Source organism: Chryseolinea sp. H1M3-3 (genome assembly GCF_029360725.1).
GTDB lineage: Bacteria > Bacteroidota > Bacteroidia > Cytophagales > Cyclobacteriaceae > Chryseolinea.
The window spans coordinates 774,666-787,789 of record NZ_JARKMY010000002.1 but is presented as its reverse complement, the minus strand read 5'-3'; the positions used below and the strand labels follow the sequence as shown (position 1 = coordinate 787,789).

Sequence of the window (13,124 nt, the reverse complement as noted above, 5' to 3'; positions counted from 1 at the left end):
TAATCTGCTATTGCAGAGGAGAGGTTATTTTTACAAACAAGGTAGCCGAAAGATTCCGGCTACCTCTGTTTGAATGATTAATTGTCTAAAAAATCCACCTAATAGCCACTATTTTGCGGATAACCACCTTGAGTTCTATCAATTTGTGCCTGCGGAATCGGCCTATGAATATGATGATCCTTTATATTGGCTGCTCCTAGCGGATTATAGGCTTTTACATATTCGACTAATTTCCCCGTCCTTGCCAAATCAAACCACCTAAGCTGTTCAGCGTCCAACTCCAGTGCACGTTCGACTAGAATTCTATCAAGAGTAACATCACCAGCTGATATTTGCATTTCCGCGATTTTTCCCGGTTTTGCAGCCCTTGTTCTAACCACGTTTATATCATCCGCCGCGCCACTAAGGTTATTGCCATGGAAGCGAGCTTCGGCACGAAGTAAGTAGGCGTCTGCCAATCTCATAACAAACCAATCCCGTGAACCTTGCTCATATTGAATGGATGGCCTTTTGGGGTCAAAGAATTTAGCGATTGTTGGGAATAAACGTTCGTTGTAGAAGAAGGCGTCAGCAGGATAGTAGTCCGGATCGGTAGTAGGAAGGGTGCTAGCCGGATAAGATGCTTTCTGCCTTGTAATCACAGTGTATCTTACTTTTAACTTTTCATCACCCAACCATTTAGCATCTTGCCCAGGACCTGGAATAAAAAGGGCCGTGTCGCCAACTGCAAACCTTCGCTTGCCTTTGTCTGCAACAGTAACAAGACTGCCATCGGCCTTTCTAGCGCCCTTGTCTACGTGGATTTGTTTCCATACCGGAATGTTATTAGGGTTATTGCTAATCCAAACGTGCTTATAGGTGTCTTCATACCGCTGATCATTGGGACGAGCTTCAGCCCAAAGGTCGATTAAGTGATCAGTCGGCCTGAAACGTTTAAAAGGTCGACCATTGGCAATATCCCGTATCATTCCTGGCTGAATATCATACTCCATTCCGAAATATAAGTGGCCACGGTTACCCGCGTTTGGAATGGTTGGGTTAATGTACCCCGGAAGATTACCAGTACCTCCGTTTAATATAAGGTCAGTAGAATACTGGACAGCCCATATCACTTCACTGTTTACTTGTTTGTCTTGATTCCATAAATCTTTATGGGAAGGGACCAATGCAAAATTGTAATCTGCGATTACATTCGTCAATAATGTTTCTGCTTGATCAAAATCACCTGATTGTCCGAACTGCTGATAACCTCTTGTCAAATACACTTTTCCTAAAAGGAACTGTGCTGCAGGTTTTGTAACTCTGCCATAATTGGCTTGGGTATTGGGCAAATTTGCAATAGCAAATTCAAGATCGGGAATAATTCCTTCCGCATAAATAGTAGCTTGTTCCGTCTTGTTAGCAGTTACCTCAGCTCCGATAGTTTCCTCCAACGAAAAGTGGACATCACCCCAGGTTTGCACCAAATAGAAGTAATAGAATGCGCGTAAAAAGCGCACTTCAGCCAAACGTTGCGTTTTTACAGCTTCCGACATATCGGTCACGGCAGTAGAACGATTTATTACAGCATTCGCTTGGTTGATACCTTGATATAAAAATGTCCACTGCTGCAATAGTATATCTACCCCAGAATTTAACGTATTGTCGTAAAAGTTAAAACCTTTATAACCGCCATCGGCCCCATTAGTATGAGTATCAGTTCCGAAAACAGATAATGTATAAGCGCGTTCATTGCTATAAATTTCACGCAGGAAAAAATAGGTAGCATCAACCGCATCTTCTAACCCAGCGGCAGTTGTATAATAACTGGAAGCCGCAACACCGGCAATTAAGTCTTCATCCAGATAGTCTTTACATGACTGCGCGCTAAACGCTACTAGGGCCAGCGCCATTAATATTGATTTTGTTATTTTCATTTTCATGATCATTTCGTTTAGGTATTAGCCTTGATTAGAAGGAAATGTTTATACCGCCCAAAAACAGTCGACTAGATGGCATTTCGCCAGAAGTAACATTACCCGCTCTTTCAGGATCAAACAGCTTGTATTTGGACCATGTCGCCAAATTTTGTGCTGTAACGAAAACTCTAAGTTTTGTCATTTTCAGTTTCTCTGAAATGTTGGATGGTAGTGTGTAACCCAACGTAACGTTCCGAAGCTTTACAAAACCTCCATCAACATAGTTAAGGGATGATCCGTAAGTAATACTTTCCTGATTTTTATTAGGTCTAGGGTACGCGTTTGTAGGATTATCAATCGTCCAATAGTCAACCATAAGATTGTTATACCTAGCCTGCATAGTAGCCTGCCCGTTGTTAAACTCGCTGTTGATCATAAACCCAAGTCTATAGTAAAAGAAGAAGGAAAAATCAATACCCTTGTACTCAAATTTATTGTTCAAACCACCGTATGCTTTTGGTACATCGTTGCCCAATATTTTTCTGTCATTGGTTAGATCGATCCTGCCATCACCATTAACGTCTTCCACTTTTATCTCACCGGGAAACTGGCCATATGCTGCGGCCTGATCTTTTTCCTCGACTTGCCAGATTCCTAATTTATTATAGTCATAGAAGACCCTAACAGGTTGTCCAATAAACCAGCCATTCCCCCTATCATCAACAAGTTCTCCATTGGCACCTCTTAAGGCCAGATCAACAATTTTTTCCTTTAAAGTTCCAAAGTTAAAATCCGCTGTCCATTTCAAACTATTTGGCCTGTCAACAATGGTAGAATAAAGTGTCACTTCCAAACCGTCGGTTTCCGTACCACCGATATTTTGCAAAATGAAAGCATATCCCGATGTTGGCGGGAGCTGTCGGTTCAATAACAGGGAAGTACCGGTAGTTGTGTGATAAACGTCCACAAAGCCGGTTAGCCGACCATTAAAGAAACCAAAATCAATTCCCGCATCCAGCGATTCCGAATACTCCCAACTGAGGTTAGGGTTAGCAATCAGATCAAGCCTGAAACCTTTAGCATCGGTGTCATTCCAATCATAGAACGTGTTTGTCAAAGTTCCTTGTGTTTGATAAGGAGCCACAGCGGTATTTCCTACTTTACCATACGATGCTCTCAATTTTAGTTCGCTTACAAAATTGACACCCGACATAAATCCTTCGTCTTTAATTCTCCAACCTGCTGAAACACCGGGGAAGCCATTCCATTTATTTCCTTCCGCAAGTCGGGAAGAACCATCCCACCGCATGCTGGCTTGAAACAAGTATTTACCCTTAAAAGAATAATTGACACGGGCCATATAGGAAAGCAGTTGATATTCTGCAGCATTGGTACCATATGATGTAACGGTTCCTAAATCCAACCTATTCCACAGCGCTGACTCATAAGGAAGATTTTGGGCCCCTACAGAACTTGTCTGAAATTTTTGTTCCGCCGCACTTTGTAACAACGTAACGCCTATGTTGTGCTCTCCAGCAGACTTGTTGTAGGTAAGCAAATTCTCCAATGTATAGCCGGACTGTTCAAACTTTTCCAACGATGCGAAAGGTGTTCCATTTTTTCTCGTATTCGTGAATTGACCTTCAAAAATTCCGCGCTGGAAGTAATATTGATCTTGACCCAGTAAAAATTTATACGTTAAACCCTTCATGATGTTAACGTCAAGATATACGGAAGAAAAGACACGAGTAGTCTTCCTTTCGTCCACACGTTTGCCTGGAACCAGTTCGTTTAGCGGATTGGACCGGATTCCATCCGATATTGGCAAGAAGATAAGTTTACCTTCTGAATCATAAGGAAGTCCCAGCGGCGTTTGGTTTACGGCCTCGGAAATTACAGAGCCTGAACCCCAATTGTTTGTAACGTTAGAATAAATGGACGACACGCCAACCTTAAACCTCTTGCTTATTTCTTGATCAACGTTTATACGTCCTGTGTATCGCTTATAGTCTGTTCCCTCGATAAGACCATCTTCCTGAAAATTATTAAAGGCAAGAAATACTCTTGTCTTTTCAGAACCGCCAGATATACTGAGCTGGTTATTTAACTGAGAACCGTTTTGATAGATCAAGTCTTGCCAATCCGTTGACAATCCGTTTTGGACCGAATTCAATTCAACCGGATCATTAAACACAACGGCATCGTCAGGAATGACAGAACCTACATCACCCCAAGCAGTCCGTCCCGACTGGCCACTGCCGTTAACTCTGTTGGCCTCACGTTTTAAATCTGCAAACTGCGCCCCATTCATCATCGGGATCGTTCTCCACGGCTGCGTTATACCATATGTAGTTGTAAAATTAACGTTGGTAACACCTGGCTGCCCTCGCTTGGTTGTTACAAGAATTACACCATTAGAACCTCTGGATCCATACACAGCTTGAGATGCAGCATCCTTTAGCACTTCAACAGACTCAATATCCGCTGTATTAAAATCAGAAATTGTTGCTTGACCGGCTGTCATCGGAATACCATCAATAACCCAAAGCGGCTCGTTTGAAGCTGTGAGCGACCTTCTTCCACGAACGGTAACAGTAGGAGCTTGTCCGGGTCGTCCACCATTTTGTAAAACGTCCACACCGGCAATTTGCCCTTTAATGGCATCCATAGCATTACCAGTAGGAATCTTTGATATGGCTTCGCCGGACACAGTAGAAATAGATGAAGTAACATCTCTTTTCTCTTGTGTACCATAGCCAACGACAACTACTTCAGTAAGCTCTTGGACGTCAGCCGCCATTGTTACGTTAATGGTAGACCTGTTGTTTATTGGTTGCTCTTGAACAGTGTAACCGATGAAAGAAAATACAAGTGTTCCTGCACCATCGTTGCCCGAAAGACTGAGGCGGTAGACGCCTTCCGCATCTGTGGTTGTTCCATTGGAAGTACCTTTAACAATGACGTTGACGCCCGGCATGCCTTCGCCAGCCTCGTCGACCACTTTACCGGTGATCGTTGATGCTTGAAAATAATTGGTGGGAGTAAAATTTCGGGAATAGCTGCACAATGGTAGACTGCACATTGCTATACCCCATAAAAAAAGGAGTAGTAGTTTTCTCATAGGAGGTTGGGTTTAATGGGTATTTAATTTGGGTAGCGTTGGAATTTCTGGGTAAAGTTTTCAAATCATGCTTTTCGGGTTTAGTGTTTAAACTAACGTTACAATCCATGCGCAATCGATTGCGCACATTAAGTAAAATTATGGCCTGTCTACCATTTAGTATCCTGTACTGTTATGTGAGGGGTTAAACAGTGACCTAACGATCTGGTTTGCAATAGTTTACAGCGGTATATGTGCGATCATGCAACCGATTGAGAAACTTAAAATACTGTTTGAGCTATCGATTTCCCGAAATTATCATTCGGCCGCCCATAACTTCACAGGACCTATCAGCCCTGCCGGTCGCGGTTGCCAATGCGATGCATCGAATTGATTATTCTTTCTGTTTTCGGCTTTGCGGGCAGGAAAGTTAATGTTGTAAAACTTTTTCCAAAATACATGGCGCCGGTCTAAGTCAATGATTCGGTTAGCCATGCCGTTGCATACTCTGATCTCAAGTTCATTTTCTTTATTTAAGATGCTATCTGCTATTGTCACCTGAAAGGAAGGTCCGATCAAACTGCCAACCTCTTTACCGTTGATAAATACCTCAGCGCTTTCCGCTACATCACCTAAGTCCAACAGCCAGGCTTTCGCTTTTTTCTTTGGCTTGGAAAATTTAACAGAATAACTTCCACATCCGGAGAATACTTTATAGGCAGGATTATTTAATTCGGTCCATGAACCCAAGGATGATATTGTGGTTGGTGGAATACTGGGCCCACCATCAGTAGGCTTTAGTGTCCAGTCTCCTTTTATTATGAAGGGCTCGCCAATAATCCTAACATAAGGGTAACCCGCCCCTGTTATTTCTTCATCAGCGACTTCTATAAAGATAGTTTCATGTGGCTTCAATTGGACCAATACTTCAAACTTCCCATTACCGACTCTTGATTTACCGATTCCCACAGCACCCGTCATGGGGTTGTAAAGCTTAACCTCTTGCCCTTGTTTTTCTAATGTTATCCAACCTTCAAAAGCATTGTCCCTGTTTGAAATGAAATATAGAATTGTATTGCGTAATGTATGTTTCCTTAAGAATTGCAATCCGTGTTGTACCAATGCTTCTTTTCTAATATTTGCCTTGCGTAAATTTTTTTCAAGATCAGTTCCAATTATCACCTTACCTTTTCCATACACGGTCTCTCCAAGTTCATGCGTTGTCTGAAGCTTGGCTTTTAATTCATTAAAAGTTTTGCGGTTTTCTTCCAGCTTATTATAACCACTAATATCGTCGGGAAGACCTCCTATCATAATTACAGTCGCGCCATCTTCTGCTAAAGAAAGTATTTTAGAAAATGTACCGAGTGGAATGTATTTGCAATAAGGAAGTACAATAGTCTTGTAGATTGTGTTTCCTTTTGTCACCAGGTTTTGTCCTTGTACTTTTGTCGCCGAAATTTGTTTGTCGGAAATATAATCATAAGTATATCCTTGCGTCAGCATTGTTTCGGCGACTGACTTAAAAACCGTTTTTTCAAATTGCGCGCCTACCCCATCAAAATGTTCGATCATTTCGGGGCCTCTCGTCGCAAATCGATCATAAATAGGATAGTACAATAATATATCGTTGTCAGGAGTCGAGTTTTGTAAAAACGATTGCGTGCGCTCGACATATTTATTCAACGTGGAAAAATGGTTCCATAATGGGTTCCGAGGGTTAAGATGAACTGCTGCGTAGAACAACCACCCCGGCCAAGGCTCACCTGGAGGAGAATAAGCAGTACCGTGATAAAAAATGTGATTCACACCATTGATTAGGAAACGGTCAACGACTGTCTTTATATCTGCAAGATTTGATTCAAAATGTTCGTCTAACCACGTTGCCGATTCGGAGGAAATCAATTTCTTTCCGGTAACATTCCCTGCGGAAGATGCCATTTTAATTCTCAAAGCTTCTACCCCTTCAATTTCGGGTATATCTACCGTTGCATACAGGTCGAGTATATTGGCTGGCGATCCATGCGCCTGGTTTCTAACAACAGCGTCATTTGCATGCGCCCACTTTTTCCACTGACTTGTAAAATTCTCCAACACCAATTCAGAAATGGTCTCCCGATAATCGCTTAACACCCTGCTGTTTTGATCAGAAGAAGCGTGCCCAAACAACGCTGGGATATGCACCTTTAAATCATAACCTCTTCTCGTTCTGAATTCTTCAAAAAGCTGCGGCGTCCAATCAGCAGTGCCGCGTGCATCGTCTACTTCATATGAATCGTTAAAAAAAGCGCGCAAGGATCTAATATCATGTCCTTGGAAGGCATTGTCAAAGTGCGTCAAATAGTTTTTCAAAGCTGCGCCGGAAAAGTGGTCAATTACATTCCCCTCGCCACCTGGCCCAGCACGTTCTACCATCTTGCCATGCCATCCAGCGAATACAGCGTAAAGCTTCCAATGCTCGTCTGGAGCTGTCCATGCGAGCTCACCATTACTATCAACTTTGCTCGTAAGATCAATAGTCTTACCGCTTTCGCTGAAAGCCATTAGAGTTTGCAATGGAATTGGCTTCTCAAATTTTACCTGGTCGAGTGCCAGTGCCTGTAAATTTTTATTCGCGGCTATCGGTTCGACTAACTGACTGATTTGAATTTCCTCCCTTTTAAAAACCGGCGGTTCCTTCACCGTGCCTTTCGCACGTTCACTGGCGATGGTGCTGTCATGAACTTCATAAATTTGATTACCGACAGCTCTCAGATAAGGTTGTTGTATGCAAACGATCTTTTCGTTCAATCTTTGACCAGCCTGAACGTTGTATGTCTTAAATTCCAGATTTCGGCAAGCATCGGCTTCTGTAACCCAAGGACCCCCAAAAGGCCAACCCGTCCCGGTCGCCATATCAATTCCCATATCAAGTCGTTCTGCTTCTTTCAAGGTATACAGCAAAAGCTCAATCCAGTCGGCAGATAAATAATTTACAAACTGTTTCTCAGTTCCTTGTACACCGTATATAGGCGTTATCTCTAGTCCACCGAGTCCAGCTTTTTTATAGGCCTCCATCTCCGCCGTGATCCCTTGTTTAGTAACCGCACTCCCATGCCACCACCAACGTGTCCAGGGTTTCGTTTCCCGATGGACAGCCGGCCATGCTGTTTGCTGATGCTGAGAAAACAAATCTGTGAATAGAAATACAAAAACAATAGAAAGAATGATTTTTTGAGACTTCATAAGAACCTTCATTAATAGAATAGATTTGATGTCAACTTGGAGGCTCCTAAACGGGCGGCACGACGTGGTCATAGCCATAGTTTGTAATGCCATTTATTCCATTCTAAATACCTCCTTTAACGGTACGGATATGGGAGAAAAGTCGGTATTCGTCTCCATAATATCCGCCATATATCGCCACCATCGCTGAACAATTTCATTTCTTGCCAGGTCTTGGGATCCCGCTTTTGTTTCTGTTTTTTGAACCGCAAAGAGCGTGTTCGTTTCTCCATCCAGAAATATAGAATAATCCGAAATCCCTGCCTCTTTTAATAACTGCTTTAGATCTGGCCAGATTGCATTGTGCCGTTTTTCATATTCGCTGACGAAACCAGGCTTCAGTTTCATTTTAAAAGCTATTCGCTCCATACACATTGTAAAGGCGTTAAAGCTATTGATTAAAAAATAAAATGCAATCCTGTATTATCAGTCGCTTTCGAGCTAGGGCTTCCTCAACTTTTTAATTCTTGCTTGCAAAGAAGGTATTGGTTCGTGCGCCACGCGCCGCACCATCTCTTCATACTTTTCCTTCAACATTGGAAACTGGATCCCTAAATCATGAAGACCTTGCAGCGAGTTTACCCTTACGATTTTGCTCTCATTTGGATTTTGGACCCAGTAGGATAAAACAGACCAGACCACTTTCAACTCTTCTTCATTTAGTGGTAGTCTCGATACCAACAGCGCTAGATGCCATTTAAGTTCTTTGTTAACCGCGCTTTTCAACAAACTCAACAATTGACTTTTATGAGGAATCAGAAATTCGCGATGCACAAGTGTTATTTTCTCAATGGCGTCAGCAACCCGCATAACGAGTATTCTTTCATGATGCCATAACAACGAAAACAACGCATCAAAACTGACTTGATCATGAATCGATACGGCAACATCATTGCTTTTTGCGATAGAACGTATGTCTTTCCCAAGCAGAAGTTTTGCATAATCCGTCATGAGATGCTATCAATTGAAGATTGAAAATCGATAAACTAAAAAATATGGTAATCAAATTTAAGTAGACTTGAGGACATAAAAGAAGTATCTTTAAATCAATTCAAAGTGCCATCCTGTAACAAACTCAACATGACAAATTTTTCTGTAACGGCGACATACACCGATCTCTATCAAATTTCCATGGCGCAAGTCTATTACCTGTCGGGTAAACACAAAGATGAAGCTGTATTCGATTACTTTTTTAGGAAAATTCCCTTCAACGGTGGCTATACGGTGTTTGCAGGTTTAGGGGATTTGTTATCCGTATTACAGGACTTACATTTTTCACAACAGGATCTCAGTTATTTAAAAGAAGTAGTTGGTATCGACGCACAATTTGCAGAACATCTTAAGGATTTTAAATTCCAGGGTAAGATTTATGCCATGAGAGAAGGGGAAATTGTGTTTCCGAATGAGCCGGTGCTAAGGGTGGAAGGAAGTATCCTGGAAGCGCAACTGATCGAAACCCTTTTACTCAACATTCTTAATTTTCAATCTCTGATTGCTACCAAGGCCGCGCGTATCCGGACAGTGGCGGGTGATAGAATTTTAAGTGACTTTGGTCTAAGACGTGCGCAGGGTTTCGGCGGATATAGCGCTACCCGGGCAGCGATCGTCGGCGGATTCAACTCAACAAGTAACGTAATGGCTGCACGTGATTATAACATTCCTGCGGTAGGAACCATGGCGCATTCTTTTGTTCAAAGCTATGATGAAGAGTTAACCGCTTTCCGCGACTTTGCCATTCACAGACCAAACCAATGTGTTCTTCTCGTAGACACCTATAATACACTTAAGTCGGGAATTCCAAATGCAATCACAGTTGCAAAGGAAATGTCCCTGCGCTCGCAAAAAATCGCTGGTATTAGACTGGATAGTGGCGACCTTGCATACCTTTCAAAGCAGGCCAGGCGGATGTTGGATGAAGCTGGTTTGCACGACGTAAAGATCACCGCATCGAACCAACTGGATGAATATGTTATTAAGAGTCTCTTAGATCAACATGCTCCCATTGACGCTTTTGGTGTAGGCACAAGTCTTGTAACGGGTCCGCCAGACGCAGCTTTAGATGGAGTTTATAAACTTGCATTTGCACATGGCAAGCCAAGGATCAAGTTGTCCGAAAACCTGAAAAAAATCACTTTACCTGACAAAAAGCAGGTATTTAGAATAAAGAATAGTGCTGGAAATTTTTTCGGGGCTGACGTCATTGCTACACAACAAGAGAGCAAGCCACAAGTTATGTATCACCCTGCCGAACCAGACAAATCACTTCAGCTAAAAGGATTTGAACAAGAGGCCCTTTTACATAAAGTGATGGAGGATGGGAAAATCACGGATACTTTGCCGTCGTTATCTACTATTGCATGTTATTGTCATCAGCGACTGGCGATGCTCCCAGATGAGCATAAACGATTTGAGTATCCGCACATATACAAGATAGGTATTAGTGAGAAACTCAGAGATGAAAGGAATCAATTAAAAAATCAATACAAAAAGTAACCATGTTTGCACTCATTCTGGTAGACATTCAAAACGACTTTGTACCTGGCGGACAGCTACCCGTTCCGTTAGGAGATGAAATCATCCCCCTGGTAAATGACCTGCAGGATTCTTTTGATCTTGTTGTGGCAACACAAGATTGGCATCCGAGCAATCATAAAAGCTTCGCGAGCAATCATCCTGGAAAAAAAACATTTGAAAAGATTGTGTTGCATGGATTGGAGCAAGTGTTGTGGCCGAATCACTGTATCCAGGGATCTGGAGGTGCTGGGTTACACAGTAGGTTAAATCTAAATAAGGTTGAAGCCATTTTTAGGAAAGGTATGGACGCAGAAATAGACAGTTACTCGGCTTTCTATGACAATGGTTACAAAAAATCCACAGGCTTGGCGGGGTATCTTCGCGAGCGCAAAGTGCAAAAGGTTTTTGTTTGTGGCCTTGCAGCAGACTATTGTGTTTTCTTTACGGCAAAAGATTCATTGAAAGAAAATTTTGAAACCTACATAATAGAAGATGCCACGCGCGCAATTGATCCTAACGGTTATGTTAAAGCAAAAAATGAAATTCTATCTTCAGGCGGTCAAATTATAAAAAGTGAGATGCTTCACCGGCATTTATGAATCTTCGCGTTAGGTCGATTACATTCTGACCATCAAATAGTTACTAAGTGTTAATGCTACACCTGGGGTTTTTCGTGATGATAAAAATCTAGGTGGTACCTAACAAACGTCATGGAGATTCGTTTAAAAAGTGATTTTGTTTGTATACTGAATAATAAATCAAAGCCGCTCTTATGAAAACCAATAACGATTTACAAAAACAAGTACCAGTTGCTGAAAGTGTGGTAGAAAATAACCTTGTAAAAAAGGCAACGGAACCTATCACATCCGTTATCCCTTCCATAAATCGATTTATTGATGACATAAGAACGGGTTATCGTTCTGGTAGCCGCCTCGATGTACAATTCGACTGGACTACAGGCAGAATGGCAATTTCACATAGTTTATAGGCTGGACAAAAAATATGGTCAGGTTGTACCTGATCATATTTTAATTTCACGATTTCGCGGCATTAAATTTTTTAATCCTCCCTTATTTACTTCCTGAATATTTTGACAGCAATTCGCTGATTTGCTCGTCCCCGTTTACCGCATGGGAAGGCATAGGATGTCCGTCATCAAAAACGCGCAGGACTGGAGTTGGTTCTGTCTTAACAAAAGACTCATCAATCACACCATTTAAATCAGTTACCTCCTTTATTGACAGGTTTAAATGTTTAGCCAGAAATTGGTACGCACCTTTTCTTTTGTTTATTCCATAGTCATGGCCTTCGTCACGCAAATGAACATTCTCGACATAATTTTCCCGACCATACAGCCTGTAAATGTTTTTTATGTATGGGAATTCAACTTCAGGGGTGTTTTTTGTCCAATCCTTTCCATCAGAAATCAAAAGCATTGGACGAGGTGCGGCAAGTGCGGCAATTTCAACATTACTAGTTTGATGATCCTGGCTTTTATGAATTGGCATTCCACTTTCGCACGAACATCCGCCGAAAAAATGCGCGGATACCATCACAACAGGAACCGAAACTTTAACCCTGTTGTCCAAAGCGGTGAGTAAAAAAGTTTGTGTTCCACCGCCAGACTCGCCTGTGACGCCAATTCGTTCAGGATCAATTCCTGGAATGGTGAGCAAAAAATCAATTGCGCGGATACTATTAATCGTTTGCAAAGTCAACGCTTGGGGGTGCTTATGCTCGCATTGCTTGGAATCACCGTAACCAATCATGTCGTACGTGAATACGATCGCTCCCATTTTCGCGAACATTGCGCAGCGCCTCTGTACATTTTCCTGAAACCTGGGATCCTTGCCATGCCCATGAGGTGAAAGGATGCCAGCATAGGATGCCGCACTCTTTAATGGTTTGTATAAATTGCCGGTAACAAAAAATCCGGGCAAGCTTTCAAAGGCGATATTCTCAACGGTATATCCATCGTATACCCGTTTGCTATGTGCTATTACATTTAACGGTGAAACTATACGCGCCTTAGGAAGGTTCATACCTTTTATAATTCCCTCACGTATTTGAGAAGCTCTTTTTTTCCAACTGTCCAAATCGTGATATGCTTTAGCAAATTCTTCCAATGATTGCCGTCCTTCAGCCTCGGTGAAATAATTTCCTCGGCAGAGCATGGTGGTATCAACCAATTGACTAAATGCCTTGTCTGAAACACTCGTCAAAAAAAACGCTAGTAAAATACATTGCTTGAATGAAAGTTCAGGCTTTTTCATACTTCGAGGTTTAAAGATCCTATGGTTAATATGGCTGATGCCCATTTACAGCAAACAAGTTAGCGCTATTTGTTA

The 13,124-nt window shown here is 42.1% G+C and carries 9 protein-coding genes; 3 read left to right on the top strand and 6 right to left on the bottom strand.

What is annotated here, in order from left to right; all coding sequences use genetic code 11:
- Window positions 1-98: 98 nt before the first annotated feature.
- The 5 genes from P2W71_RS10845 to P2W71_RS10825 all read right to left on the bottom strand — a co-directional run bounded on the left by P2W71_RS10845 (window position 99) and on the right by P2W71_RS10825 (window position 9,213).
- Window positions 99-1,922, bottom strand: coding sequence for a RagB/SusD family nutrient uptake outer membrane protein (locus P2W71_RS10845; protein ID WP_276370727.1), 1,824 nt, complete (start codon window positions 1,920-1,922; stop codon window positions 99-101).
- Between the two features lie 28 nt (window positions 1,923-1,950).
- Window positions 1,951-5,019 (bottom strand): TonB-dependent receptor, encoded by a 3,069-nt coding sequence (locus P2W71_RS10840; RefSeq protein ID WP_276370725.1) that lies wholly within the window; start codon window positions 5,017-5,019, stop codon window positions 1,951-1,953.
- A gap of 297 nt (window positions 5,020-5,316) precedes the next feature.
- On the bottom strand, window positions 5,317-8,223 hold the full coding sequence (locus tag P2W71_RS10835; protein ID WP_276370722.1) for a glycosyl hydrolase: 2,907 nt from the start codon (window positions 8,221-8,223) through the stop codon (window positions 5,317-5,319).
- 93 nt (window positions 8,224-8,316) lie between these two features.
- Window positions 8,317-8,631, bottom strand: a complete 315-nt coding sequence (gene rhaM, locus P2W71_RS10830; RefSeq protein WP_276370719.1) for an L-rhamnose mutarotase — start codon at window positions 8,629-8,631, stop codon at window positions 8,317-8,319.
- Between the two features lie 72 nt (window positions 8,632-8,703).
- Window positions 8,704-9,213, bottom strand: a complete 510-nt coding sequence (locus P2W71_RS10825; RefSeq protein ID WP_276370717.1) for a hypothetical protein — start codon at window positions 9,211-9,213, stop codon at window positions 8,704-8,706.
- A gap of 129 nt (window positions 9,214-9,342) precedes the next feature.
- Between P2W71_RS10825 and P2W71_RS10820 the strand changes: the two genes are divergently transcribed.
- From P2W71_RS10820 to P2W71_RS10810, 3 genes are all read left to right on the top strand, one after another.
- On the top strand, window positions 9,343-10,755 hold the full coding sequence (locus P2W71_RS10820; RefSeq protein ID WP_276370716.1) for a nicotinate phosphoribosyltransferase: 1,413 nt from the start codon (window positions 9,343-9,345) through the stop codon (window positions 10,753-10,755).
- 2 nt (window positions 10,756-10,757) lie between these two features.
- On the top strand, window positions 10,758-11,375 hold the full coding sequence (pncA, locus tag P2W71_RS10815; protein WP_276370714.1) for a bifunctional nicotinamidase/pyrazinamidase: 618 nt from the start codon (window positions 10,758-10,760) through the stop codon (window positions 11,373-11,375).
- 173 nt (window positions 11,376-11,548) lie between these two features.
- Window positions 11,549-11,764, top strand: a complete 216-nt coding sequence (locus tag P2W71_RS10810; RefSeq protein ID WP_276370712.1) for a hypothetical protein — start codon at window positions 11,549-11,551, stop codon at window positions 11,762-11,764.
- 82 nt (window positions 11,765-11,846) lie between these two features.
- On the opposite strand, the gene P2W71_RS10805 is transcribed toward P2W71_RS10810, so the two are convergent.
- Complete coding sequence (locus P2W71_RS10805) at window positions 11,847-13,049, bottom strand: acetylxylan esterase (protein ID WP_276370709.1); 1,203 nt, start codon at window positions 13,047-13,049, stop codon at window positions 11,847-11,849.
- Window positions 13,050-13,124 lie beyond the last annotated feature (75 nt).

Excerpts from the sequence above, each read along its gene's own strand:
- P2W71_RS10825 (WP_276370717.1), bottom strand. The coding sequence starts at position 9,213 with ATGACGGATTATGCAAAACTTCTGCTTGGGAAAGACATACGTTCTATC.
- P2W71_RS10840 (WP_276370725.1), bottom strand. The coding sequence starts at position 5,019 with ATGAGAAAACTACTACTCCTTTTTTTATGGGGTATAGCAATGTGCAGT.
- P2W71_RS10845 (WP_276370727.1), bottom strand. The coding sequence starts at position 1,922 with ATGAAAATGAAAATAACAAAATCAATATTAATGGCGCTGGCCCTAGTA.
- P2W71_RS10805 (WP_276370709.1), bottom strand. The coding sequence starts at position 13,049 with ATGAAAAAGCCTGAACTTTCATTCAAGCAATGTATTTTACTAGCGTTT.
- P2W71_RS10820 (WP_276370716.1), top strand. The coding sequence starts at position 9,343 with ATGACAAATTTTTCTGTAACGGCGACATACACCGATCTCTATCAAATT.
- P2W71_RS10835 (WP_276370722.1), bottom strand. The coding sequence starts at position 8,223 with ATGAAGTCTCAAAAAATCATTCTTTCTATTGTTTTTGTATTTCTATTC.
- P2W71_RS10810 (WP_276370712.1), top strand. The coding sequence starts at position 11,549 with ATGAAAACCAATAACGATTTACAAAAACAAGTACCAGTTGCTGAAAGT.
- rhaM (WP_276370719.1), bottom strand. The coding sequence starts at position 8,631 with ATGGAGCGAATAGCTTTTAAAATGAAACTGAAGCCTGGTTTCGTCAGC.
- pncA (WP_276370714.1), top strand. The coding sequence starts at position 10,758 with ATGTTTGCACTCATTCTGGTAGACATTCAAAACGACTTTGTACCTGGC.